At 62.9% G+C, this 23550-nt stretch carries 21 protein-coding genes; 7 read left to right on the top strand and 14 right to left on the bottom strand.

Annotated features, from left to right (window positions below):
• Positions 1-231: 231 nt before the first annotated feature.
• Genes sixA through IRZ56_RS09530 form a run of 3 tightly spaced genes read right to left on the bottom strand, consistent with a single transcriptional unit; the run spans position 232 to position 2075 of the window.
• The gene (gene sixA, locus IRZ56_RS09520) at positions 232-690 is read right to left on the bottom strand and encodes a phosphohistidine phosphatase SixA (protein WP_196144727.1); all 459 of its coding nucleotides are present in this window, start codon (positions 688-690) and stop codon (positions 232-234) included.
• Entirely contained in the window at positions 687-1034 is a 348-nt protein-coding gene (locus IRZ56_RS09525; protein WP_196144728.1) for a DUF4389 domain-containing protein, read from the bottom strand. The genes sixA and IRZ56_RS09525 overlap by 4 nt, the downstream gene beginning before the upstream one ends.
• 15 nt (positions 1035-1049) lie before the next feature.
• Positions 1050-2075 carry an NAD(P)H-dependent glycerol-3-phosphate dehydrogenase gene (locus IRZ56_RS09530; protein ID WP_196144729.1) on the bottom strand — a complete coding sequence of 342 codons (1026 nt, stop codon included), beginning with the start codon at positions 2073-2075 and terminating at the stop codon, positions 1050-1052.
• Between the two features lie 139 nt (positions 2076-2214).
• On the opposite strand from IRZ56_RS09530, the gene IRZ56_RS09535 reads away from it, so the two are divergent.
• The 5 genes from IRZ56_RS09535 to fabB all read left to right on the top strand — a co-directional run bounded on the left by IRZ56_RS09535 (position 2215) and on the right by fabB (position 9222).
• Positions 2215-4368 carry a TonB-dependent receptor plug domain-containing protein gene (locus IRZ56_RS09535; protein WP_196144730.1) on the top strand — a complete coding sequence of 718 codons (2154 nt, stop codon included), beginning with the start codon at positions 2215-2217 and terminating at the stop codon, positions 4366-4368.
• A complete protein-coding gene (locus IRZ56_RS09540; RefSeq protein WP_196144731.1) occupies positions 4368-5258 on the top strand; it encodes an ABC transporter substrate-binding protein in 891 nt (296 codons plus the stop codon). Before IRZ56_RS09535 ends, IRZ56_RS09540 begins: the two co-directional genes overlap by 1 nt.
• Positions 5255-7177 carry an ATP-binding protein gene (locus IRZ56_RS09545; protein ID WP_196144732.1) on the top strand — a complete coding sequence of 641 codons (1923 nt, stop codon included), beginning with the start codon at positions 5255-5257 and terminating at the stop codon, positions 7175-7177. The genes IRZ56_RS09540 and IRZ56_RS09545 overlap by 4 nt, the downstream gene beginning before the upstream one ends.
• A 297-nt stretch (positions 7178-7474) precedes the next feature.
• Positions 7475-7990 (top strand): 3-hydroxyacyl-[acyl-carrier-protein] dehydratase FabA, encoded by a 516-nt coding sequence (gene fabA / locus IRZ56_RS09550; RefSeq protein WP_043211383.1) that lies wholly within the window; start codon positions 7475-7477, stop codon positions 7988-7990.
• An 11-nt stretch (positions 7991-8001) separates the two neighbouring features.
• Positions 8002-9222 carry a beta-ketoacyl-ACP synthase I gene (gene fabB / locus IRZ56_RS09555; RefSeq protein WP_084854676.1) on the top strand — a complete coding sequence of 407 codons (1221 nt, stop codon included), beginning with the start codon at positions 8002-8004 and terminating at the stop codon, positions 9220-9222.
• A gap of 190 nt (positions 9223-9412) precedes the next feature.
• Here fabB and IRZ56_RS09560 read toward each other — a convergent pair whose 3' ends face one another.
• The gene (locus IRZ56_RS09560) at positions 9413-10420 is read right to left on the bottom strand and encodes an amidohydrolase family protein (protein ID WP_196144733.1); all 1008 of its coding nucleotides are present in this window, start codon (positions 10418-10420) and stop codon (positions 9413-9415) included.
• A gap of 117 nt (positions 10421-10537) precedes the next feature.
• Here IRZ56_RS09560 and IRZ56_RS09565 point away from each other — a divergent pair, with 117 nt between their 5' ends.
• A complete protein-coding gene (locus IRZ56_RS09565) occupies positions 10538-11401 on the top strand; it encodes a pirin family protein (RefSeq protein ID WP_196144734.1) in 864 nt (287 codons plus the stop codon).
• Between the two features lie 173 nt (positions 11402-11574).
• Here IRZ56_RS09565 and IRZ56_RS09570 read toward each other — a convergent pair whose 3' ends face one another.
• The 4 genes from IRZ56_RS09570 to IRZ56_RS09585 form a co-directional block, all read right to left on the bottom strand.
• Positions 11575-12300 (bottom strand): dienelactone hydrolase family protein, encoded by a 726-nt coding sequence (locus tag IRZ56_RS09570; RefSeq protein ID WP_196144735.1) that lies wholly within the window; start codon positions 12298-12300, stop codon positions 11575-11577.
• A 247-nt stretch (positions 12301-12547) separates the two neighbouring features.
• Complete coding sequence (htpG, locus tag IRZ56_RS09575; RefSeq protein WP_196144736.1) at positions 12548-14452, bottom strand: molecular chaperone HtpG; 1905 nt, start codon at positions 14450-14452, stop codon at positions 12548-12550.
• Positions 14453-14547: 95 nt separating this feature from the next.
• Positions 14548-15006: a PaaI family thioesterase gene (locus IRZ56_RS09580; protein WP_196144737.1), complete on the bottom strand. Its 459-nt coding sequence runs from the start codon at positions 15004-15006 to the stop codon at positions 14548-14550.
• A complete protein-coding gene (locus IRZ56_RS09585) occupies positions 15003-15479 on the bottom strand; it encodes a PaaI family thioesterase (protein WP_196144738.1) in 477 nt (158 codons plus the stop codon). The genes IRZ56_RS09580 and IRZ56_RS09585 overlap by 4 nt, the downstream gene beginning before the upstream one ends.
• 160 nt (positions 15480-15639) lie before the next feature.
• Here IRZ56_RS09585 and IRZ56_RS09590 point away from each other — a divergent pair, with 160 nt between their 5' ends.
• Positions 15640-15885: a hypothetical protein gene (locus IRZ56_RS09590; RefSeq protein WP_196144739.1), complete on the top strand. Its 246-nt coding sequence runs from the start codon at positions 15640-15642 to the stop codon at positions 15883-15885.
• 65 nt (positions 15886-15950) lie between these two features.
• Here the strand turns inward: IRZ56_RS09590 and IRZ56_RS09595 are convergent, their stop codons facing one another.
• From IRZ56_RS09595 to odhB, 6 genes are all read right to left on the bottom strand, one after another.
• Complete coding sequence (locus IRZ56_RS09595) at positions 15951-16700, bottom strand: DUF599 domain-containing protein (RefSeq protein ID WP_196144740.1); 750 nt, start codon at positions 16698-16700, stop codon at positions 15951-15953.
• Between the two features lie 180 nt (positions 16701-16880).
• Positions 16881-18194: a branched-chain amino acid transport system II carrier protein gene (brnQ, locus tag IRZ56_RS09600; protein WP_196144741.1), complete on the bottom strand. Its 1314-nt coding sequence runs from the start codon at positions 18192-18194 to the stop codon at positions 16881-16883.
• 386 nt (positions 18195-18580) lie between these two features.
• Positions 18581-19465 (bottom strand): succinate--CoA ligase subunit alpha, encoded by an 885-nt coding sequence (sucD, locus tag IRZ56_RS09605; protein ID WP_084854666.1) that lies wholly within the window; start codon positions 19463-19465, stop codon positions 18581-18583.
• A complete protein-coding gene (gene sucC / locus IRZ56_RS09610) occupies positions 19465-20631 on the bottom strand; it encodes an ADP-forming succinate--CoA ligase subunit beta (RefSeq protein ID WP_011534748.1) in 1167 nt (388 codons plus the stop codon). The genes sucD and sucC overlap by 1 nt, the downstream gene beginning before the upstream one ends.
• A 171-nt stretch (positions 20632-20802) precedes the next feature.
• Complete coding sequence (gene lpdA, locus IRZ56_RS09615) at positions 20803-22239, bottom strand: dihydrolipoyl dehydrogenase (RefSeq protein ID WP_196144742.1); 1437 nt, start codon at positions 22237-22239, stop codon at positions 20803-20805.
• A 92-nt stretch (positions 22240-22331) separates the two neighbouring features.
• A complete protein-coding gene (gene odhB / locus IRZ56_RS09620; RefSeq protein WP_196144743.1) occupies positions 22332-23549 on the bottom strand; it encodes a 2-oxoglutarate dehydrogenase complex dihydrolipoyllysine-residue succinyltransferase in 1218 nt (405 codons plus the stop codon).
• Position 23550 lies beyond the last annotated feature (1 nt).

Here is a 23550-nt window from a genome sequence, read left to right on the forward strand (position 1 = left end):
CCCTTGCCAGGCGACGGTGATATCCGGCCCGGCCCAATCGCGGGACAAGCCCGCTCCCACAAAGCCCGCAAAATCAAATAGTTATGCGTTGCTCTATGAGAGCTGGCTTGCCAGCGATAGGACCGGGGCAAGCAACTCAAGACGGTTGGCTCCCACAGGGGGCTTGTTATCTGCGCGACAGCGCAGCCCGGAAGGGCTGGGTGATTTCCCACAAGAGTGCGATTGCCCAGCTCATCCCGCGTGATGCAGCCCCCGCAAGGTCATCACCCCCGCCAGCGGCCAATCCCCTTCGAGCTCCGCCAGGCTGGCCGTACTCATGGGCGCCGGGTGCTGGCCATGGCCATGCTCCAGCATACTCACCAGGTTACCCACCAACGGTTGATGGCTCACCAGCAGCATGTGCTCCAAGCCCAGCTTGTCCAGCTCGCCGATCACCTCGCCGGCATCGCTGTCGGGGGTCAGCCAGGGCACGGTACGCACCGGCCCGGCGAACCCGAGCGCCTCGTATACCAGCGCCGCCGTCTGTTGGGCCCGCACATAGGGGCTGGCGATGATCGCATCCAGTGGTTGGCCCAGCAGCCGTGCGGCACTGCGCATGACCTGCTCGCGCCCGTGGGCAGTCAGACGCCGCTCGGCATCGGTGTTGGCCCGCGGCTCGGCCTCGCCATGACGCAGCACCCAGAGCTTCACAGCTTGGGCTCCTCGTCACGCGCCGGGTGGGCGCCCGCGGCTACTTCATGGGGCTGCTCGCCTTCCGGGGCGCGAGGCGTCGGCCAGTCGGCGAACGGCCAAGGCTTCTGGTCGCTGTGGAAGGTGCCGAAGCGGCCGATCTGCGCCAGGTACTGGCTGAGGCTGTCGCCGAAGTTCATCAGGCTGCCGCTGGGCGCGCCATAGACCAGGCGGTAGATCAGCTGCACCAGCACCAGGCCGCCCAGCAGGAGCTGCGCCACGTGCCAGACCAGCAGAAACACCAGCATCCACAGTACCCGCAGGATGATCGATTCGCGCTCGGCGCGGTTTACAGGGTCGTTCATGGATTGGCTCCGGGGTCAGTTGAAACCGCTGATGGAAATGAAATCGACATCGGTCTTGGGTTCGGCGCGCATCAAGTGCTCGATCACCTGGTTCAGCGTGCGCCCCTCGAACAGGATCGCATGCAGCCCCGCCACCAGCGGCATGTACACCTGTACCTCCTGGGCCTTGGCCTTGAGCACCTTGAGGGTGTTGACGCCTTCGGCCACCTCGCCCAGGCGGCTGACCGCCTGCTCCAGGCTCAGGCCCTGGCCCAGGGCATGGCCGACCTGGTAGTTGCGGCTCTTGGGCGAGGAACAGGTGACGATCAGATCACCCACCCCGGCCAGGCCCAGGAAGGTCATGGGGTTGGCCCCCAGGCTCACGGCGAAACGGGTCATCTCGGCCAACGCTCGGGTGATCAACATGCTCTTGGTGTTCTCGCCCATGCCCAGAGCCACGGCCATGCCCGCGATGATCGCATAGACGTTCTTCAGTGCCCCGCCCAGCTCTACACCGAAGCGGTCGGCGCTGGCATAGACACGGAAGGTGCGCCCGTGCAGCACGGCCTGCACCTGCTGGCAGAGGGCTTCGTCCTCGCTCGCTACCACAGTGGCGGTCAGGGCGTGCTCGGCAATCTCACGTGCCAGGTTCGGCCCCGAGAGCACACCGATACGGGCCTGGGGGGCGATTTCCTCGAGGATCTGGCTCATCAGCTTGAAGCTTTGCGCCTCGATGCCCTTGGTCAGGCTCACCAGGCCCTTGCCGCGCAGCAGCTCGGCATGGGGCGCCAGCACGCTGCGCAGGGCGCTGGACGGCAGGGCGACGAAGATCAGGTCACAGGCCTGCAGCGTGGCCAGCAGGTCATTGACCGGCTCGACCCCATCATGCACGCGGATGCCCTTGAGATAGCGCGGATTCTCGCGATTGACGCGCATGGCCTCGGCCTGTTCCGGGTCGCGCATCCATTGGCGCACCGGCACGCCGTTCTCCGCCAGCAGGTTCGCCACGGCGGTGCCGAAGCTGCCGCCTCCCAGAACTGCAACAGGTTGCTGTTCAGTCATATCCAATCCGTTAAAGCCAATAAGTTAAGTGGCGACCGGGGCATTATACGGTGCGTATGCGACAGGGCCAGTGTCAGAGCTGTCGCAAACAAGACATGGAGGACACAGACCACTGGCAAAACCCAAACGGTCGGTTAACATGCCTGTTTCATCCCCGAAACAAGGCCGTACCGTGTTCCCTGGCACGCCACCCTTCCCGCGCCTGTTGTTGCTGACTGCCCTCGTGGGCGGCCCGGCCGTGGCCGACGACATGTTCCTCGACAACCAGGATCTGCCTCAGGTTCTGACCGCAACCCGTCTCAAACAATCCCCGGCGGCCGTACCGGGCAGCATGACGGTGCTCGACGCCGAGCTGATCCGCGCCAGCGGCGCGCGCGATATCCCGGAACTGATGCGCCTGGTGCCCGGCATGATGGTCGGCTATGGTGCCGGCAACCAGCCGACGGTCAACTACCATGGCAGCAATGTCAGCGACGCCCGGCGCATGCAGGTGCTGATCGATGGCCGCTCGGTGTACCGCGCGGGCCTGGCCACGGTAGATTGGAGCGACATTCCGCTGGCCATCGAGGACATCGAGCGTATCGAGGTGTTCCGCGGCCCCAACACGGTCAGCTATGGCGCCAACGCCTTGATGGCGGTGGTCAACATCCTCACCCGCAACCCAGCCGACAGCCATGGCACCCGGCTGAAGGTGACCCGTGGCCAGGATGGCATCAACGATTTCTATGCAAGCCAGGGCTTTGGCTGGGAAGGCGGCGACATGCGCCTGTCGCTGTCCGGCATGCAGGATGACGGCTTCGATTCGGACCAGTTCGGCAACGACTACCGTGACAGCCGCCGCCTGAACCGCTTCAACCTCAGTGCCAGCCACAACCTGGCCATGAACCAGACCTTGGAATGGCAGCTGGCGGCCAAGGAAGGCAGCAACCAGCGGCCCTATACCTACCAGCCGGTGTTTCGCAACGCCCTGGCCGGTGACAATGCCGACGTCAATGCCAAGGACTATGCAGGCTCGGTACGCTGGAACATCGACTTCAACCCTGAGCACAGCTTCTACATCCAGAGCTCGGCCCAGCACTTCGAGCGCGAGCAAGTCTGGCGTGCCTGCGACGCCGCCCTGGCCTTTAGTCCGCAGATGACCCGAATGTGGCAGCTGGACCCGAATTTCGCCGAGCGCGTGGCACGCAATATCAACAAGGGCCGGGACAGCTTACCAACGACTACCGACCCGGTCCTCAACGACCTGCTCGACCAGGTGCAGAACGAGTGGGACAACGGTGCCAACCAGACCGTCTGCGGTGACGTCGACCAAAGCACCCGCGAGAGCCGCTTCGACCTGGAGATCCAGGACACCCTGAGCCTGAGCGACAACCTTCGTCTGCTCAGCGGCATGAACTACCGTTACGACCGGGCCGACTCGCAGACTTATTTCAACGGTAGCCTGGACGACCAGACCTGGCGTCTGTTCGGCCAGCTGGAGTGGCGCGCGAACGAACACTGGATCGTCCAGGGCGGTTTGATGTTCGAGGACTCCCGACTTTCCGGCAGTTCGCTGACGCCGCGCATGGCCGTCAACTATCTGATCACGCCGCGCCACGGGTTGCGCGCGGTGTACTCCGAGGCCGTGCGCTCGCCGGACATGTTCGAGAACAACGTCAACTGGAGCTACACCGTCGACAACCTTAGCTCCAATGTCTACGGCTTCAAGAGCGGCGAATACTTCGTCAAGACCCGCGGCCCGGGCAACCTCGACCAGGAGCGCATGCGCTCGCGCGAGCTGGGCTACAACGGCAACTTCAGCGACATCGACTTGAGCATGGACGTGAAGCTGTTCTACGACGAGATCACCGGAATGATCAGCGAGCCGTTGCGCAACAACCAGTACATCGCCAGCAATGCCAACAAGGCCCGCTTCAGTGGTAGCGAGGCCCAGCTGGACTGGCGCCCCACCCTGCACGACCGCTTGCGCCTGACCTACGCCTACGTCGATGCCTGGGCCAGCAACCCCAACGATCGTCGCCTCAGCGCGCGCAACAGTGGCTCGGCCGGCTGGATGCGTGACTGGGGCGAAGGCTGGTCCAGCGCCCTCTTCTACTACGGCGACGATGCTCTCAACGGCTATCGCTACGAGCGCATGGACCTGCGCCTGGCCAAGCGCTTTCGCTTCCAGGGCACCAGCCTGGAACTGGCAGCCCTGTGGCAACAACGCCTTGACGACGAGCCGGTCACCCTCGAACAGAACCGCTATGACAGCCGCCACCGCCTGAGTGTCAGCGCGGAGCTCGAGTTCTGATGCGCCTGTTGCTGCGCCTGCTGCTGTTATGCCTCTGGCCGCTGGGAACGGTATCGGCCAGCGAAGTGCTGCTGGTCGGTGCCAGTGACCAACCGGGCGTCCGCAGCTTCGTCAGCGCCTTGCAAGCCCATCGCCCCCAGGACCAGGTACGCTTCAAGGCCGTGGCTGACCTGCCCCGGCCCGGGCATTTGAAGGGCGACGTGCGCCTGGTGCTGCTCGATGTCGCCGCCCTGGAATGGCGCCTGGGCGAGGCGGCAGGGCCGCCTGCCCTGGCCCTACGGGTCAGTCGTGTACAGGCCGAACAACGCCTGGGAAAGTCACGACCGGCATACCTGTGCCTGCTCTGGAGCGACCCGCCGCCTGCCCGCCAGCTGCGCCTGGTTCGCTACCTGCTGCCGCAAGCCCGGCGGGTTGGCGTGCTGTATGGCGAACATAGCCGCTTCCTGCTCGATGAGCTGCGCCTGGCCGCCCGCCCGCTGGGCCTGGAGATCGTCGCCCAGGACTGGCCGGACCCGCGTGACAGCAGGCCCTTGCAACGCCTGCTCGGCAACAGCGACGTACTGCTGGGGATCGACGACCCAGACCTGTACAACTCCAAGACCGCCAAAAATGTCCTGCTCAGCACCTACGGTCGGCAGATGGCGCTGGTAGGCCCCAACGCCGGCTTTGTCCGCGCTGGCGCCCTGGCCAGCACTTTCAGCGACCAGGACGACTGGCTGGCCGTGCTCGACCAGTTGCTCGACCGCCCACCGGCCAGCTGGCCGCGCAGCCACTACCCTGCGCACTATGGGGTGACCGGCAATCAGCAGGTAGCCCGCGCCCTGGGCCTGGAGCCGATCGACGCCGAGGCCGCGGCCGTGGTGCTGGCCGAAGGAGAGCCCATGCCATGAGCAATCGCCGGAGCTGGGACATTCATACCCGTACACAGATGATCAGCCTGGGCCCCGCCCTGCTGCTCACCTTGCTGTTGATCAGCTTCTTCACCTTCGTGCGTATCCAGGACTTACGCCAGGAGCTCAACCATACCGGGCAACTGATCGCCAACCAGCTGGCGCCGGCCTCTGAATACGGCGTGATCTCCGGCAACAACGAGGTGCTGGAGAGCCTCATGCGGGCTACGTTGAGCATTCCCCACGTACGCTTCCTGGAGGTGCAGGACAGCCGCAACCATATCCTGGTGTACGTCGAGCAGAACGGCGAGAACATCAACCGAGCCCAGCGCGTGGAAGTGTTCCAGGCGCCGATCCGCCTGCAGCAGATCCGCCTGGACAACGACTTCCTGCAAGAAGGCAACACGCCCGTGCCGAGCGTCGGCGACGACTATCTGGGCCGCGTCATCGTCGGCATGTCCGACGACGCCTTCAGCCAGCGCCAACAGGAAATCGTCACCAAGGCCGGCATCCTGGCCTTGTTCGCCCTGCTGTTCACCTTCCTCCTCGCGCGGCGCCTGGCCATGAGCCTGGCCAAGCCGATCAGCGACATGGGGCATGCGGTCAAGGCCATCCAGAAAGGTGAGTTCAACGTGCCCCTGCCGGTGGTCGACGACAGCGAGCTGGGCCACCTGGCCCGCCATATCAACAACCTGGCCAGTGCCCTGGACCAGGCCAGCGCCGAACAGAAGCAAGCGATCGCCCAGCTGACCCAGGCCCGCGAGGAGGCCGAGCAGGCCAACCGGGCCAAGTCGGATTTCCTGGCGATGATGAGCCACGAACTGCGCACGCCCATGAATGGCGTGCTGGGCATGCTGCAGCTGCTCGAGACCACCCAGCTGACCAGCGAGCAAGCCGACTACACCGCAGTGGCCAGCGAGTCCACCGGCCACCTGCTCAAGGTGATCAACGACATCCTCGACTTCTCGCGCATCGAGCGCACCGCCGTGGAGCTGGAGCAGATAGGCTTCAACATCGGCGAGCTGGTCGCCAATTGCGTCCAGTCGTTCCAGCACAGCGCTCAGCAACGCGGGCTGGACCTGCGCCTGCAGTTGCTGCCGGGAATCGACCAGTTGCAGGTCAGCGGTGACCCGACCCGGATCCGCCAGATCCTGCTGAACCTGATCGGCAACGCCTTGAAGTTCACCGAACAGGGCCAGGTCGAAGTGGACGCCCGCTGGCACATGCTCGACCCGCAGCTGGTATGGTTCACCTGTGCGGTGCGCGACACCGGCATCGGTATCGACAGCGACCGCCTGGAAATGATGTTCGTAGCGTTCCAGCAGGCCGACAGCTCGATTTCCCGGCGCTATGGCGGTACTGGTCTGGGCCTGGCAATCGCACGCACCCTGGCCGAACGCATGGGCGGGCAACTGCGCGGCGAGAGCCGCGAGGGCCTGGGCTCGACCTTCACCCTGGAAATCCCCCTGCCCCTGGCCTCGCCCGCGGCAGCGCCGCCCAGCACCAGCGCGGACCGCCAGGCACCGCTGCAGGGCGGGCGCATCCTGCTGGTGGAGGACAACCCGGTCAACCAGAGCGTCATCGATGCCATGCTGCGCAGCCTGGGCTTCGACGTCAGCATCGCCAGCGATGGCGCCCAGGCCGTCGAACAGGTGGCACAGCAGCCTTTCGCCGCCGTCCTGATGGACTGCCGCCTGCCCATGATGGACGGCTACGAGGCCACCCGGCGCATTCGTCGGCTGCCGAATACCGCACAGCTGCCGATCATCGCCCTGACCGCCAACGCGCTGCAGGGCGACCGCGAACGGTGCCTGGCAGCGGGCATGAACGACTACCTGAGCAAGCCGTTCAAACGCACGGAATTGCAGCAGGTACTGCAACACTGGTTGTCTGGCCGGACAGCCGCCACTGGCGATTAGCGCGCAAATGCGTCAGTCTAGGGGAAATGTTGGCTTGGGCGAGGCTCATTCGGTGTCATGGAGGGGGTCGCCCCAGCGACGCAAGCATCGGAATTCGCGCCCTGGCCACTAGACAGGACCTGCCCAGGCCCTGAAAATAAGCGTTTCAGTGCACACCTGTACTTCTTTTGCCAGGTGCGCTGTGACTTTCACCACAACGCAATAGTCTACTTGTAGGCTGCCGCCCCGGACTCAACGCATGCCGGGCCGGCCGGGAAGATTCAGCCCCAGCCGCACGGGGATTATTGAGGAGCTCGCATGACCAAACAAAACGCCTTTACTCGGGAAGATTTGCTGCGCTGCAGTCGCGGTGAGCTGTTCGGCCCAGGTAATGCGCAACTGCCCGCCCCGAACATGCTGATGGTCGATCGCATCACCCATATCAGCGCCGAAGGCGGCAAGTATGGCAAGGGTGAGTTGGTCGCCGAGCTGGATATCAATCCGGACCTGTGGTTCTTCGCTTGCCACTTCGAAGGCGATCCGGTCATGCCGGGCTGCCTGGGTCTGGATGCCATGTGGCAGCTGGTCGGCTTCTTCCTCGGCTGGCAGGGCCTGCCGGGCCGTGGCCGCGCCCTGGGCTCGGGCGAGGTGAAATTCTTCGGCCAGGTGCTGCCGTCGGCCCAGAAGGTCACCTACAACATTCACATCAAGCGCGTCCTGAAGGGCAAGCTGAACATGGCCATCGCCGATGGCTCGGTCAGCGTCGACGGTCGCGAGATCTACACCGCCGAAGGCCTGCGGGTCGGCGTGTTCACCTCCACTGACAATTTCTAAGGGTTATTCGCATGCGCCGCGTCGTTATCACTGGTCTGGGCATCGTATCGTGCCTGGGCAATGACAAAGCTACCGTCACCGAAAACCTGCGCAACAGCCGTCCGGGTATCCGTTACAACCCGGAATACAAGGAAATGGGGCTGCGTAGCCAGGTTTCCGGTTCCATCGACCTCAACCTCGAAGAGCTGATCGACCGCAAGGTCTATCGCTTCGTCGGCCATGCCGCTGCTTATGCCTACCTGGCGATGCAGGACGCGATCAAGGATGCCGGCCTGACCGAGGAGCAAGTCTCCAACCCGCGTACCGGCCTGGTCGCAGGTTCCGGCGGTGCCTCCACCCTGAACCAGATGGAAGCCCTGGACACCCTGCGCGAGAAAGGCGTCAAGCGTGTCGGCCCGTATCGCGTCACCCGTACCATGGGCAGCACCGTGTCGGCGTGCCTGGCCACCCCGTTCAAGATCAAGGGCATCAACTACTCGATCTCGTCGGCCTGCGCCACTTCGGCACACTGCATCGGCACCGCCCTGGAGCAGATCCAGTGGGGCAAGCAGGACATCGTCTTCGCCGGTGGCGGTGAAGAAGAGCACTGGAGCCAGTCGTTCCTGTTCGATGCCATGGGCGCCCTGTCGACCAAGCGCAACGAAACCCCGGAACTGGCTTCGCGCGCCTACGACGCCGACCGTGATGGCTTCGTCATCGCCGGCGGTGGCGGCATGGTGGTGGTCGAGGAGCTCGAACACGCCCTGGCCCGTGGCGCCAAGATCTACGCCGAAATCGTTGGCTACGGCGCGACGTCCGACGGCTACGACATGGTTGCCCCGAGCGGCGAAGGCGCGATCCGCTGCATGCAGCAGGCGCTGTCCACCGTCGACACCCCGATCGACTACCTCAACACCCACGGCACCTCCACCCCGGTCGGCGACGTCGCCGAGATCAAGGGCGTGCGTGAAGTGTTCGGCGACAAGGCACCGAAGATCAGCTCGACCAAGAGCCTGTCGGGCCACTCGCTGGGCGCCGCAGGCGTACACGAGGCGATCTACTGCCTGCTGATGATGGAAAACAACTTCATTGCCGGCTCCGCCAACATCGACGAGCTGGACCCGGAGGTCGCCGACCTGCCGATCCTGCGCAAGACCGAAGAAAACGCCAAGATCGATACGGTCATGAGCAACAGCTTCGGCTTCGGCGGCACCAACGCTACCCTGGTGCTCAAGCGCTGGACTGGCAAGTAACAGCCTGACGCAGCCGTAACGAAAACGCCCCGACTGGTTCGGGGCGTTTTCATTTGTGCGTCTGGAGATTGCCGGGGGCGCTGTTCGCCCCTTTCGCAGCACAAGGCCGCTCCTACACCGGACATGTAGGAGCGGCCTTGTGCCGCGAAAGGGCTGCAAAGCAGCCCCAGAGCCGCGATATGCAAGGACGCTACTTTGGCCCACCAGGCAATACGCCGAGAAAGTTCTCCCGCGCCACCTTACGGGCCACCTCGGCAGGCAACGCATCGAGGAACGGATCGAAGCCGTGCATCTGCTCACCGATGCTGGAGAAACGCCCCACCACGTCGGAGCCGAGCATGAAGCGCTCAGGGAAGCGCTCGACCAGCGCCAGCCATGCTTTGCGCGGCTTGCCGTGTTCATCGAGCAGGTAGGGCTCGCGCATGCTCCAGGACAAGTCGATGTACAGGTTCGGGTAGGTCTCCAGCAGCCGCGTGACCACAGGCAGGAGGAACTTCATCTGTGTCTGGTGCCGGTGGATTTCCATGCTGGTGCCAGCATGGGCCCAGATGAAGCGGGTATGCGGATGGTCACGCAGTGGCTGCTCGATCTCGGCCAGGTAGAGCGGGTTGCGTTCGCGCTTGGAGGTGATGTTGGAGTGCATCAGCACCGGCAGGTCCTGCTCGGCGGCCAGATGATAGATGCGTGTCATGGCCTCGTTGTTGGCCCGCGGGGTATCGCCGCTGGTCAAGGCGGTGAGGTCGTCGTGGCGGGTGAACACTTCGCCGATGCCCTGCCATAGACCTGGATAGAGCTCGAGCATTCGTTCGACATGGTGCACGGCATTCTTGTCCACCGGGTTGAAGCCACTGATGAACGGGTGAAAGCGCCGCCGCTGCTCGGGCGGCAGTGTTTCCAGCGCCGCGGCCACATAGAGGTCGGTGGCGCTGTACCAGTAGGCTTCGGCGTCGTCGCCTGCGTAGTAGCGGGGACGCTTGGGCTCGTCCTCATGCCACTTCTTGGCCACCGGAATGCCGGAAATCATCGACTGGTCGATACCTGCCGCATCCATTGCCTGGAGCAATGCCGGCATGCCTTCGCTTTCCTGGAAGAAATCGACGTAGTGCAGGTGAGCGTCGCTGTAGCGGTAATCGCGAGCCTGCGCCGCCAGGCACAATCCTCCCGACAACAGCAAGCAGGTCAGCGCTCTGGCAATCATGGGCAGTGTCCTTTTCAGGGGTACGAAAACAGTAGACCAACAGCTAAGCCAGACGGTTCAGCGCTGCGCCCCGACCCGCTATGCTAGAGGCACCTGTTGCCTGCCTGGAGCCCCGCCATGAGCCGCCCCCTGGTCATCCACCCCCGCGCCGAATCGGTCGAAGGCCAGCCCATCCTGCGTCCGCTGCCGTCGGCTCAATGCCGTAGCGTCGGGCCATTCGTGTTCTTCGACCATATGCTGGAAACAGACTACGCACCCGGCAGCGGCATGGACATCCGCCAACACCCGCATATCGGCCTGTCGACCCTGACCTACCTGTTCGAAGGCGAAATCCTGCACAAGGACAGCCTGGGCTCCGAACAGCGTGTATTGCCCGGTGACGTGAGCTGGATGACCGCAGGCAGTGGCGTCGCCCATGTCGAACGCACGCCAGCGGATGCCTTCGCCGACGGCTCGCGCCTGCACGGTTTGCAGGTGTGGCTGGCTTCGCCCAGGGAACATGAGCAAGGGCCTGCGAGTTATAGCCACCACCCGGGAGCCAGTCTGCCGGTGAGCGACAGTTTGGGCGTGCGTATCTGCATGATTGCCGGCGAAGGCTTTTGCCTGCAGTCCCCCGTACCGGTGCTCTCCCCTACCCTGTATGCCCTCGTGCAAATGCAGGCGGCGACCACGCTGACAGTCCCCACCGAACATGCCCAGCGCGCCTTGTACGTGCTCGATGGCGAACTGTTGCTGGATGAAGACGAAGTCGAGCCCTGCAACCTGCTGGTGCTGCCAGAAGGCGAAGAAGTGACGCTGTACGCACAAGGCGAATGCCAGCTGGTGTTGATCGGCGGCGCGCCGCTGGATGGGCCGCGGCGGATGAACTGGAACTTCGTGGCCAGTGACCCGGAATTGATCGAGCAGGCCAGAGCCAGGTGGGCTGCGGGGGATTGGCCCACGGTGCCGGGGGAAACGTCACGCATCGAATTGCCGCGCTAAGGCGCGATATCGAGTCGCCTTCATCGCGGGACAAGCCCGCTCCCACAGGGGGGCGGCGCTAGCCGCTTGTTCTCTGCGCGACAGCGCAGCCCGAAGGGCTGGGCAATCTCCCACAAAGGCGCCGCTGCACCCAATCTGTGGAAGCGGGCTTGTCTCGCGATGCAGGCAATGCGCTACTTCTGGAACACTTCATCCAGCAAGTTGAACATTGCTCGGAACGCCCGCTCGGACGTGCGCCGGTCGTACTGCATCTTGCCCGGCACGTTGGCCGCAGGGTCGGTGAACGAGTGCACCGCACCGCCGTAGCTCAGCAACTGCCAGTCCACCTTGGCCGCGTTCATCTCGTCCTCGAAGGCCGGCAACTGCTCCTTGGGCACCAGCGGGTCGGATGCACCATGCAGCACCAACACCGAGCCCTTGATGCGCTTGGCATCGGCCGGGTTCGGCGTGTCCAGGGTGCCGTGGAACGACACCGTCGCCTGCAAATCGGCACCAGTGCGGGCCAGCTCCAGGGCACAGCAACCGCCGAAGCAGAAGCCGAAGGTGGCGACCTTGCCCGGCTCCAGCAAGGCCTTGGATTGCCCCAGCAACTGCGCCAAGGCTTCTTCCATACGCTTGCGCAGCTCGGCGCGGTCGTTCTTGAGCGGCATCATCGCCGCCCCGGCCTCGTCGGCATTAGAGGGCCGCAGCGACTGCCCGTACAGGTCGGCAATCAGCACCACGTAGCCCTGGCTGGCGACTTCCTTGGCGATCCGCTCAGCGCCCTCGCCAATGCCCATCCAGTTCGGCGCCATCAACAGGCCCGGCTGCGGCAATGCGCCCGGGGCATAGACCAGGCGGCTCTCGTAGGCCTTGCCGGACAGGTGGTAGACCAGCGACTCGACGATTACCTTGCTCATCAAACTCCTCCTTGCACCATGAAAAAAAACCCTCCGAAGCGTAACGGCAGCCAGTTAAGCAATTGGGGCCGCTACGCGCCCCATCGCGGCACAGGCCCGCTCCTACAGGGACCTCGCCATTGGTAATGGTTTGCATGATCCTGTAGGAGCGGGCCTGTGCCGCGATGGGCTGCATAGCAGCCCCAATGACGCCCTAATCAGCTTGACTGACTGGCATTACGCCGAAGCGGGCGTTCCTTGCATCAACTCAAGCAGACAACTCGACCAGCAGCTTGTTCAGGCGACGAACGTAGGCCGCCGGGTCCTTCAGACTGTCACCGGCCGCCAGGGCGGCCTGGTCGAACAGGATGTGCGACAGTTCCGCGAAGCGGTTCTCGCTCTGTTCGTTGTCCAGCTTCTCGATCAGCGGGTGACCCGGGTTGAACTCGAAGATCGGCTTGGATTCCGGCACCTTCTGGCCGCTGGCCTCGAGGATCTGGCGCATCTGTAGGCCCAGGTCCTGCTCACCGATGGCCAGGATCGCCGGCGAGTCGGTCAGGCGGTGCGAGACGCGTACCTCGGCGACGCTATCGCCCAGAGCGGTCTTCAGGCGCTCGACCAGGCCTTCCTTCTCCTTGGCGACTTCTTCCTGGGCCTTCTTGTCTTCCTCGGAATCCAGGGCACCCAGGTCCAGGTCGCCACGGGCGACGTCGACGAAGGCCTTGCCATCGAACTCGTTGAGGTAGCTCATCAGCCACTCGTCGATGCGGTCGGTCAGCAGCAGCACTTCGATGCCTTTCTTGCGGAAGACTTCCAGGTGCGGGCTGTTCTTGACCTGAGCATAGGACTCGCCGGTCAGGTAGTAGATCTTGTCCTGACCTTCCTTGGCGCGGGCCAGGTAGTCGGCCAGGGCCACGTTCTGCTCGCCGCTGTCCTCGGAGGTCGAGGCGAAGCGCAACAGGCCTGCGATCTTCTCCTTGTTGGCGAAGTCCTCGGCAGGGCCTTCCTTCATCACCTGGCCGAAGTTCTTCCAGAAGCCCTTGTACTGCTCCGGCTCGTTCTTGGCCAGCTTCTCCAGCATGTCCAGCACGCGCTTGGTCAGGGCCGATTTCATCGAGTCGATGATCGGGTCCTTCTGCAGGATCTCGCGGGAAACGTTCAGCGACAGGTCATTGGAGTCGACCACACCTTTGATGAAGCGCAGGTACAGCGGCAGGAACGATTCGGCCTGATCCATGATGAACACGCGCTGCACGTACAGCTTCAGGCCGCGTGGTGCTTCGCGCTGGTACAGGTCGAACGGCGCACGGGCCGGCACGTACAGCAGCGAGTTGTATTCGAGCTTGCCTTCGACCTTGTTGTGGCTCCAGGCCAGCGGGTTCTCGAAGTCATGGCCGATGTGCTTGTAGAACTCCTGGTATTCCTCGTCCTTGATCTCGGTACGCGGACGGGTCCACAGGGCGCTGGCGCGGTTGACGGTTTCCCATTCTTCGGCTGGCTGCTCTTCGCCTTCGGCGGCGGCCTGCTCCTTGGGCAGCTGGATCGGCAGGGCAATGTGGTCGGAATACTTCTTGACCACGTTGCGCAGGCGCCAGCCGTCGGCGAACTCTTCCTCGCCCTTCTTCAGGTGCAGGACGATGCGGGTGCCACGCTGGGGTTTGTCCACGGTGGCGACTTCGAATTCGCCCTCGCCCTTGGACGACCAGTGCACGCCCTCGGCCGCCGGCAGGCCGGCGCGCCGACTGAAGACATCGACCTTGTCGGCGACGATGAACGCCGAATAGAAGCCGACGCCGAACTGGCCGATCAGGTGCGAATCCTTCTTCTGGTCACCGGTCAGGTTCTTCATGAAGTCAGCAGTGCCGGACTTGGCGATGGTACCCAGGTGGGTGATCACGTCCTCGCGGCTCATGCCGATGCCGTTGTCCTCGAGGGTCACGGTGCCGGCGTTCTTGTCGAAGCTCACGCGGATCTTCAAGTCGGCGTCACCCTCGAGCAGCTCAGGCTTGGCCAGGGCCTCGAAACGCAGCTTGTCGGCGGCGTCGGAGGCGTTGGAGATCAGCTCACGCAGGAAGATCTCCTTGTTCGAGTACAGCGAATGGATCATGAGGTGCAGCAGCTGCTTCACCTCGGTCTGGAAGCCCAGGGTTTCCTTTTGAGTTTCCACACTCATGGTCTTCAACACTCCGATCTGATGGCAGTGGTCGCCGGGCGCCTATGTAGGCTGCCTTTTGGCGGCGGATGTCCAGCAGATGGGGGCAGCCCGGACTATTTCAAGGGCTTTTCCGGTTCGATCTTGAAATGCGCCCTCGCCGTGGCGATAGGCGAGGCAGGGTCGGCCTGCCAGGCCGTGATGGCGACGTTGGTCACCCGCCGCCCCTGGCGCCATAGCTGGCAGCGGGCGAAGGTGTCGCGGTAATGCCCGGCGCGCAAATAGTCGATGGAGAAATCGATGATCTTGGGGATGCTCGCACTCTCGCTGTAGATAAGCAGGTACAACGCCGCCGACAGTTCCATGAAGCCTGCGATCACCCCGCCATGGATCGCCGGCAGCAGCGGGTTGCCGATATTGTCCGGGTTGGCCGGCAGGCGAAACAGCAGGTCATCGCCCTCGCGCGCGCACTCGATGCCGATCAGCCCTGCATAGGGAATCAGCGCCAGCAACGGCTCGTAGTCACCTACGGCATGCGCTTCATTGAGGCGCAGGCGAACGTCCCGGGGAATCATGGCCGGCCCTCCTTGAGCGTATTGCCGAAGCGGATGCCGCCCTTGATGGCCTGGCCCAGGCGCATGAAAGTGCCGACCACGTGGCAGATCGGCTGGGCTGGGTCGTCCTGGTAGGCGGTGCCGCGGGTGAAGATCACATCGCGGGTTACCCGGTAGCATTGGGCGTGGCCGTATATTGGCTTGCCCGCTTGCGCCGGGTGCATGTAGTCGATGCGCAGATCGAGGGTCGGGCACACTTCGAACTTGGGCAATACACATAAAGTTGCCATGCCGCAGGTGGTATCCATCAAGGTGGTCAGGGCACCGCCATGCACCGCGCCAGTTTGCGGATTGCCTACAATCGTCGGCGACCAGGGCAGCATCAGCGTCATGCCCTCGGTATCGGCATGATGCACCTGCATCTGCAAGCGCTGGCAATGTTTCAACGCCGAAAGAAAGCGTTCGGCCATGGCCATCAGGTCGTTATCAGACATGGGCAACCTTATTTTTTCGTGAGAATGTTCACTCTGCACACTTTCAGTGAAAAGTCTATCTAGCTCCGCGTGCGATATATCTGTAATCTGCGCGGAACTAATTCCGCTTACTTGAGCTCAAATGGAACAAGTAAGTTATTCCACAAGGAGAGACACCCCCATGCGTAAACCTTTTGCTTTTGCCCTGATGCTGGCCGCTGCCATGGGCCTGGCCGCTTGCGACAAGGCGAACGAAGAGAAAGCTCCGGAAACCAAGACCGAGCAAGCCGCTCCTGAAGCCGCTCCTGCTGCTCCGGCTCCGGAAGCTGCCCCGGCCGCCCCTGCTCCGGAAGCTGCTCCTGCTACTCCGGCTCCAGAAGCCACTCCTGCTCCGGAAACCGCTCCAAGCGAGCCAGCCAAGCAGTAAGCAACACCCACAAAAAACCCGGCGATTGCCGGGTTTTTTTGTGCCTGAGTTTTCAATAAAACGTTTCAGCCCACGTTATTGACGTTGTCCTTGCCCACCTCCGCCGGCGCACTTTCGGTTGGCGTGAAGACCATGACCTCCAGCACATCAGAATGAAATTCACGGCGATACAGAATGCATACCACCCCGACACTCATGGCCATGAACAACCATGGGCTGATGAACCAGCTCAGCATGGCCATGCCGAAATAATAGGAACGCAGGCCGAAGTTGAACTGGTTCGCCGCCAGCGACAATACACGCGCTGCGCGAGAAGCGAATGCCTTGCGCTCCAACTCATTGACCAGACGCTCGCCAATCATCGGTGCCGAGCCGACCAACACTGCGGCAAAGTTGTATTGGCGCATGCACCAACTGAACGTGAAGAACGCATACACGAAAACCATCGCCAGGCACAGCAACTTGACCTCGGACACGCCCTGGGACGCCTCCTGCACCAACGGCAGGTCAGCCAGCAATGACAACGCACGATCAGAGGCCCCCAGCACCGTCAGGATGCCCGCCAGGATGATCAGCGTGCTCGAGGCGAAGAACGATGCGTTGCGCTCCAGGTTGCCGATCACACTGGCATCGGCGATGCGGTTGTCACGCAGCAGCATGCGCCGCATCCAGTCTTCCCGGTATAAGTGCAGCACGCTGGCCAGGCAGGCTGTGTCGCGGCCCTTCCAGATGGCATAGCGGGTGTAGCCGCCCCAACACAGGGCGAACCAGCAGATGGCGAGCACATTGCTCAGGTTGCTTTGAATGAAGTTCATGCAGGTTCCTATCGTTCAGGCACGGTGAATGATATAGACCGGCTTTCGACGCCCAGGGCCGGGAAAAGGCACGCACCGACAATAAAAAAACCCCGCATCCGAATGGACGCGGGGTTCAGGTTTCAACCAAGGCGGGTGCCCTTGGGCTTGTGGCCGGCACCAGGACCTGGCGTCAACTCATCAGGCCAATGCCTCGCGCGGCTTGCCCAGCATGCGGTCGCACGCCACGGCCAGGCCCAGGGTGACCACCGAAGGCACCAGCCAGGCCAGGCCCTGGTCGCTCAACGGCAGGTGTGCCATGGCGTCCGGCAGCATGTGCGCCAAGCTGCTGCCCTTGATCGCGTCGACCAGGCCGAACAGCAGCGACACCAGCATCACCGGCGCCAGGATACGCACGGGCGAATTCCACAGGTCCTTGACGAAGCTCAGGCCCACGACAACGATGCACGGCGGGTAGATGGCCGTGAGCACCGGGATCGAGAACATGATCAGCTTGGTCAGCCCCAGGTTGGAGATCAGCAGCGAGAAGCCGGCCAGGATCACCACCAGCGCGCGGTACGACAGCGGCAGGATCTGGCTGAAGTACTCAGCACAGGCGCAGGTCAGGCCCACGGCGGTAACCAGGCAGGCCAGAGCGATCAGTACCGCGAGGAAGCCGCTGCCCAGCGAGCCGAATGTGTGCTGCACGTAGGCATGCAGGACGGCCGCGCCGTTGGAGGCACCCATGGCGATGTCATGGCTACCCGCTCCCAGGCGGAACAGGCTGATGTACACCAGCGCCAGGCCGACACCGGCGATCAGGCCGGCGATGATGGCGTAGCGGGTGATCAGCTTCGGCGACTCGACACCGCGCGAGCGGATGGCATTGACGATGACGATACCGAATACCAGGGCGCCCAGGGTATCCATGGTCAAGTAACCATTGACGAAGCCCTGGGAGAACGGTGCGGTCACGTACTGCGGCTGCGCCTCGCCGATGGTGCCGGCCGGCAGCGCGAACGCGGCGATGCCGAGCACCGCCAGGGCGATGATCTTCAGCGGCGCGAGGAAGCGGCCTACAGTGTCGAGCAGCTTGGTCGGGTACATCGACACGGCCAGTACCACGGCGAAATACACCAGGCTGTAGATGAACAGCGCCAGCGGGCTTTCACCGGTCAGCGGTGCCACGCCTACTTCGAACGACACGGTAGCGGTGCGCGGGGTCGCGAACAGCGGGCCTACCGAGAGGTAGCACACGGCCGCCAGCAGGCCGCCGAAGAACTTGCCGATCGGGCTGCTCAGCGCGTCCATGCCGCCGCCGACCTTCGCCAGGGCAACCACGGTGATGACCGGCAGGCCAACGGCGGTGACCAGAAAGCCCAGGGCCGCCATCCAGACATGCGGGCCGGACTGCAGGCCTACGATGGGCGGGAAGATGATATTGCCGGCGCCGACGAACAATGCGAACGTCATAAAGCCAAGTGCCAGGATATCCTGGCCTTTTAACACTTTCATTTAAGGAAGTACCACACTGCTGAAATCGGGATTCGTGAGGGGATTTCCCCATGGGTGAGGGAAATGCTGCCCGGCTTGGTGAGCCAGACCCGTTTAGCGTGTCGTTCCCTTTTGGGGGACGGGCACAGAGTGAGGGCGTAGGTTAACCGTTTTACCCGGCAAACGCACTGGGACAGACGTGCTTGTCCGATGTGCGTATGTTCTTGTCGTCTGGGTGACTCTGTGCAGCGGATATTCTCACAGGAGCATCGACCAGCGTCTGTCAGAAAATACCTATCAAACCCATCGAAAAAATCGTTGTCGTCACGCTTCGTTTGCATTGTCCTGAAAACACAAAGGCCACCCGAAGGTGGCCTTTGTGTTGCGTGGGGGGTATTGCGTGTTACTTACTTCTTGATTTCCCAGCCGGTCAGCTCGGCCAGGGCCTTGCCGATGTCAGCCAGGGAACGCACGGTCTTGACACCTGCGTCCTGCAGGGCGGCGAACTTCTCGTCCGCAGTACCCTTGCCACCCGAGATGATGGCGCCAGCGTGGCCCATGCGCTTGCCCGCAGGTGCGGTAACACCAGCGATGTAGGAAACGACAGGCTTGGTCACGTTGGCCTTGATGAAGGCCGCGGCTTCTTCTTCAGCCGAACCGCCGATCTCACCGATCATGACGATCGCTTCGGTCTGCGGGTCTTCCTGGAACAGCTTCAGGATGTCGATGAAGTTGGAGCCCGGAATCGGGTCGCCGCCGATACCGACACAGGTCGACTGGCCAAAGCCGGCGTCGGTGGTCTGCTTGACCGCTTCGTAGGTCAGGGTGCCGGAACGGGAAACGATACCGACCTTGCCCGGCAGGTGGATGTGGCCTGGCATGATACCGATCTTGCACTCGCCCGGAGTGATGACGCCTGGGCAGTTAGGGCCGATCAGGCGTACGCCCAGCTCATCGCACTTGACCTTGGCGTCCAGCATGTCGAGGGTAGGAATACCCTCGGTGATGCAGACGATCAGCTTGATGCCACCGAAGGCGGCTTCCAGGATCGAGTCCTTGCAGAACGGAGCCGGAACGTAGATCACCGAAGCTTCGGCGCCGGTCGCCTCGACGGCTTCCTTGACGGTGTTGAACACCGGCAGGCCCAGGTGGGTGGTGCCACCCTTGCCTGGGGTTACACCGCCGACCATCTTGGTGCCGTAGGCGATGGCTTGTTCGGAGTGGAAAGTACCCTGCGAGCCGGTGAAGCCCTGGCAGATGACCTTGGTGTCTTTATTGATCAGGACGCTCATTACTTGCCCTCCGCAGCTTTGACAACTTGTTGAGCAGCGTCGGTCAGGCTGGTTGCCGCAATGATGTTCAAACCGCTTTCTGCCAGTACTTTAGCGCCCAGTTCGGCGTTGTTGCCTTCGAGGCGAACGACGACCGGAACCTTGACGCCGACTTCTTTCACTGCACCGATGATGCCTTCGGCAATCATGTCGCAGCGAACGATGCCACCGAAGATGTTGACCAGAACGGCCGCGACATTGCTGTCGGACAGAATGATCTTGAACGCTTCGGTCACGCGTTCCTTGGTAGCGCCACCGCCAACGTCGAGGAAGTTGGCCGGCTTGCCGCCGTGCAGGTTGACGATGTCCATGGTACCCATGGCCAGGCCGGCACCGTTGACCATGCAGCCGATGTTACCTTCCAGCGCCACGTAGTTCAGTTCGAACTTGGCGGCGTGAGCTTCGCGGGCGTCGTCCTGGGAAGGATCGTGGAAGGTTTTCAGCTTAGGCTGACGGTACATGGCGTTGGCGTCGATGTTGATCTTGGCATCGAGGCAGTGCAGGTCGCCGTCGGCCTTGATGACCAGCGGGTTGACTTCCAGCAGGGCCAGGTCGTGGTCCTTGAACAGTTTGGCCAGGCCTACGAAGATCTTGGCGAACTGTTGAACCTGCTTGCCTTCCAGACCCAGCTGGAACGCCAGCTCACGACCCTGGAACGGCTGTGCGCCGACCAGTGGGTCGATGGTAGCCTTGAGGATCTTCTCGGGAGTTTCGTGAGCGACTTTCTCGATGTCCACGCCACCTTCGGTGGAGGCCATGAACACGATGCGACGGCTCGAACGATCGACTACAGCGCCCAGGTACAGTTCCTTGGCGATGTCAGTGCAGGATTCGACCAGGATCTTGGAGACTGGCTGACCATTGGCGTCGGTCTGGTAGGTAACCAGGTTCTTGCCCAGCCACTGCGCAGCGAACGCCTTGGCGTCTTCCTTGCTGCGAACCAGCTTGACGCCGCCCGCTTTACCGCGACCACCGGCGTGGACCTGGGCTTTTACCACCCACTCCGAGCCGCCGATCTTGTCGCAGGCTTCTGCCGCTTGCTCAGGGGTGTCGACTGCGAAACCCTTGGAAACTGGCAGGCCGTATTCAGCGAACAGCTGTTTACCCTGATACTCGTGAAGATTCATGCTTTTTACCGTCTTCGTTAGGTACTGCGCTTCGGCGCTGCGCCATTTCTGGCGCCGCGCCACCTGTGACCGTTTGCCCCGGGTTATCCCGGTGGCCCGGTCCGGCGGACGTTCCGCGGTGAGTCTTGCACGCAAGACCCACGACGGGCAGCCCGCCGTGGTTTCTTATAATTAACGCTTCTTACGGTTGGCCACGTGGATGGCACCGCCATTCACGGCCAGCGCGGCTTCATGCAGCGCTTCGGACAGGGTCGGATGGCTGAACACCATCATGCCCAGGTCTTCTGCGCTGGTACCGAATTCCATCGCGATCGCACCCTGCTGCACCAGTTCGGCAGCCGATGGGCCGATCACGTGAACGCCCAGTACGCGGTCGGTCTTGGCATCGGCGATGACCTTGACGAAACCACCGGTGTCGTTGGCAGCCATCGCACGGCCGCTGGCCGCGAACGGGAAGGTGCCCACGTTAACCTCAACGCCCTCGGCTTTCAACGCCTGTTCGGTCTTGCCGACCCACGCGATTTCCGGGTGGGTGTAGATGACCGACGGGATCAGGTCATAGTTCATCTGGGCCTTGTGGCCCTTGATGCGCTCGACGACCATGATGCCCTCTTCCGAAGCCTTGTGGGCCAGCATCAGGCCACGCACCACGTCACCGATGGCGTAGACGCCCGGTACGCTGGTGGCGCAGTGGTCATCGACGTAGATGTAGCCACGCTCATCGATGGTCACGCCGCTGTCGGCGGCCAGCAGGTCGGTGGTCACAGGACGACGGCCGACGGCGACGATCAGCTTGTCGAAGACGATCTTCTGCTCGCCATTGGCGTCGGTGTAGGTGACTTCGACTTCTTCGCCGTTGACTTTCGAGCCGGTCACGCGAGCGCCCAGCTTGATGTCCAGGCCCTGCTTGGTCAGGGTCTTCTGGGCTTCCTTGGAAACCGCGGTGTCGGCGGCCATCAGGAAGGTGTCCAGGGCTTCCAGGACGGTGACCTGGGCCCCCAGGCGCGACCATACCGAACCCAGTTCCAGGCCGATCACGCCAGCGCCGATGACGCCCAGGCGCTTGGGTACGGATTGGAATTCCAGGGCACCGGTGGAGTCGACGATGACTTTCTGGTCGACAGGAGCCGGCGGAATGTCGATCGGACGCGAGCCGGAAGCCAGGATCACGTTCTCGGCTTCGATGACTTCGGTGGTGCCGTCAGGCTTGGTGACTTCGACCTTCTTGCCGGCCAGCAGTTTGCCGTGGCCCTGGATCGAGGTCACGCCGTTGGCCTTGAACAGGGTGGCGACGCCACCGGTCAGGTTCTTGACGATGCCAGCCTTGCGGCCAACCATCGCGGCGACGTCCATCTTCACTTCGCCAGTGGAGATACCGTGGACGTTGAAGCTCTCTTTGGCTTCCTTGTACTTCCAGGAGCTGTCCAGCAGGGCCTTGGAAGGAATGCAACCCACGTTCAGGCAGGTACCGCCCAGGGCCAGCTTGCCCTCGGCGTCGGTGTATTTCTCGATGCAGGCGGTCTTGAGGCCGAGCTGAGCAGCCTTGATCGCGGCCACGTAGCCGCCAGGACCTGCACCAATCACTACCACGTCGAATTTCTGGGTCATAAAAGATTCCTTTTAAGCTTCAAGCGGCAAGCCTCAAGCGGCAAGCGGCGCGCTCCCGAGGGAACTGGCCACTTGCCGCTTGCAGCTGTGCGTTAGATGTCCAGCAGCAGACGAGCCGGGTCTTCCAGCAGGTTCTTGATGGTCACCAGGAAGGTTACCGCTTCCTTGCCGTCGATCAGGCGGTGGTCATAGGACAGCGCCAGGTACATCATCGGGCGAATGACCACTTGGCCATTGATCGCCATCGGACGCTGGATGATGTTGTGCATGCCCAGGATGGCCGCCTGCGGCGGGTTGACGATCGGGGTCGACATCATCGAGCCGAAGGTACCACCGTTGGTGATGGTGAAGGTACCGCCAGTCATCTCTTCGATGGCCAGCTTGCCTTCACGGGCCTTCTTGCCGAAGGTGGCGATGCCGTTCTCGATCTCGGCCAGCGACATCGATTCGGCGTTGCGCAGGACCGGAACCACCAGGCCACGGTCGCTGGAGACGGCGACGCCGACGTCCGCGTAGCCGTGGTAGACGATGTCGTTACCGTCGATCGAGGCGTTGACGGCCGGGAAGCGCTTGAGCGCCTCGGTGGCGGCCTTGACGAAGAACGACATGAAGCCCAGGCGTACGCCGTTGTGGCTCTTCTCGAACAGGTCCTTGTACTTCGAACGCAGGGCCATGACTTCGGTCATGTCCACTTCGTTGAAGGTGGTCAGCATGGCCATGTTCGACTGGGCTTCGACCAGGCGCTCGGCGATCTTGGCGCGCAGGCGGGTCATCGGCACGCGCTTCTCGGTGCGATCGCCAGCGGCGGTGACCACAGGGGCAGCAGCGGCGGCGGCGGCGGGCTTGGCAGCAGCGGCAGGTGCCGACTTCTTGTTGGCGATGGCGGCAACCACGTCTTCCTTGGTCACGCGGCCACCTTTGCCGGTGCCGGCAACGGAAGCCAGGTCGATGCCATTTTCTTCAGCCAGCTTGCGTGCGGCCGGGGCGGCGACCGGGTCGTCTTCGCCAGCGTCGGCGGCAGCGGCAGCCGGAGCAGCAGCGGCGGGTGCTGCTGCCGGAGCGGCAGCAGCACCACCTTCAACGATCGAGCCCAGGACTTCGTCGGACAGGACGGTGTCGCCCTCGCCCTTGACGATGTCGCCCAGCACGCCATCGGCGGTGGCCAGTACTTCCAGGACGACCTTGTCGGTCTCGATGTCGACGATCAGTTCGTCACGCTTGACGGCTTCGCCCGGCTTCTTGTGCCAGGTGGCAACGGTGCCGTCGGCGACCGATTCCGGGAAGGTTGGGGCTTTGATCTCAATAGCCATT

The sequence above is a fragment of the Pseudomonas guariconensis genome (genome assembly GCF_015680235.1).
GTDB classification, from domain to species: Bacteria; Pseudomonadota; Gammaproteobacteria; order Pseudomonadales; family Pseudomonadaceae; genus Aquipseudomonas; species Aquipseudomonas guariconensis_A.

Excerpts from the sequence above, each read along its gene's own strand:
- IRZ56_RS09570 (WP_196144735.1), bottom strand. The coding sequence starts at position 12,300 with ATGAGCAAGGTAATCGTCGAGTCGCTGGTCTACCACCTGTCCGGCAAG.
- IRZ56_RS09560 (WP_196144733.1), bottom strand. The coding sequence starts at position 10,420 with ATGATTGCCAGAGCGCTGACCTGCTTGCTGTTGTCGGGAGGATTGTGC.
- IRZ56_RS09545 (WP_196144732.1), top strand. The coding sequence starts at position 5,255 with ATGAGCAATCGCCGGAGCTGGGACATTCATACCCGTACACAGATGATC.
- IRZ56_RS09530 (WP_196144729.1), bottom strand. The coding sequence starts at position 2,075 with ATGACTGAACAGCAACCTGTTGCAGTTCTGGGAGGCGGCAGCTTCGGC.
- sucD (WP_084854666.1), bottom strand. The coding sequence starts at position 19,465 with ATGAGCGTCCTGATCAATAAAGACACCAAGGTCATCTGCCAGGGCTTC.
- IRZ56_RS09565 (WP_196144734.1), top strand. The coding sequence starts at position 10,538 with ATGAGCCGCCCCCTGGTCATCCACCCCCGCGCCGAATCGGTCGAAGGC.
- IRZ56_RS09540 (WP_196144731.1), top strand. The coding sequence starts at position 4,368 with ATGCGCCTGTTGCTGCGCCTGCTGCTGTTATGCCTCTGGCCGCTGGGA.
- fabA (WP_043211383.1), top strand. The coding sequence starts at position 7,475 with ATGACCAAACAAAACGCCTTTACTCGGGAAGATTTGCTGCGCTGCAGT.
- IRZ56_RS09585 (WP_196144738.1), bottom strand. The coding sequence starts at position 15,479 with ATGTCTGATAACGACCTGATGGCCATGGCCGAACGCTTTCTTTCGGCG.
- htpG (WP_196144736.1), bottom strand. The coding sequence starts at position 14,452 with ATGAGTGTGGAAACTCAAAAGGAAACCCTGGGCTTCCAGACCGAGGTG.
- fabB (WP_084854676.1), top strand. The coding sequence starts at position 8,002 with ATGCGCCGCGTCGTTATCACTGGTCTGGGCATCGTATCGTGCCTGGGC.
- IRZ56_RS09525 (WP_196144728.1), bottom strand. The coding sequence starts at position 1,034 with ATGAACGACCCTGTAAACCGCGCCGAGCGCGAATCGATCATCCTGCGG.
- odhB (WP_196144743.1), bottom strand. The coding sequence starts at position 23,549 with ATGGCTATTGAGATCAAAGCCCCAACCTTCCCGGAATCGGTCGCCGAC.
- sucC (WP_011534748.1), bottom strand. The coding sequence starts at position 20,631 with ATGAATCTTCACGAGTATCAGGGTAAACAGCTGTTCGCTGAATACGGC.
- IRZ56_RS09590 (WP_196144739.1), top strand. The coding sequence starts at position 15,640 with ATGCGTAAACCTTTTGCTTTTGCCCTGATGCTGGCCGCTGCCATGGGC.
- brnQ (WP_196144741.1), bottom strand. The coding sequence starts at position 18,194 with ATGAAAGTGTTAAAAGGCCAGGATATCCTGGCACTTGGCTTTATGACG.
- IRZ56_RS09580 (WP_196144737.1), bottom strand. The coding sequence starts at position 15,006 with ATGATTCCCCGGGACGTTCGCCTGCGCCTCAATGAAGCGCATGCCGTA.
- lpdA (WP_196144742.1), bottom strand. The coding sequence starts at position 22,239 with ATGACCCAGAAATTCGACGTGGTAGTGATTGGTGCAGGTCCTGGCGGC.
- IRZ56_RS09535 (WP_196144730.1), top strand. The coding sequence starts at position 2,215 with ATGCCTGTTTCATCCCCGAAACAAGGCCGTACCGTGTTCCCTGGCACG.
- IRZ56_RS09595 (WP_196144740.1), bottom strand. The coding sequence starts at position 16,700 with ATGAACTTCATTCAAAGCAACCTGAGCAATGTGCTCGCCATCTGCTGG.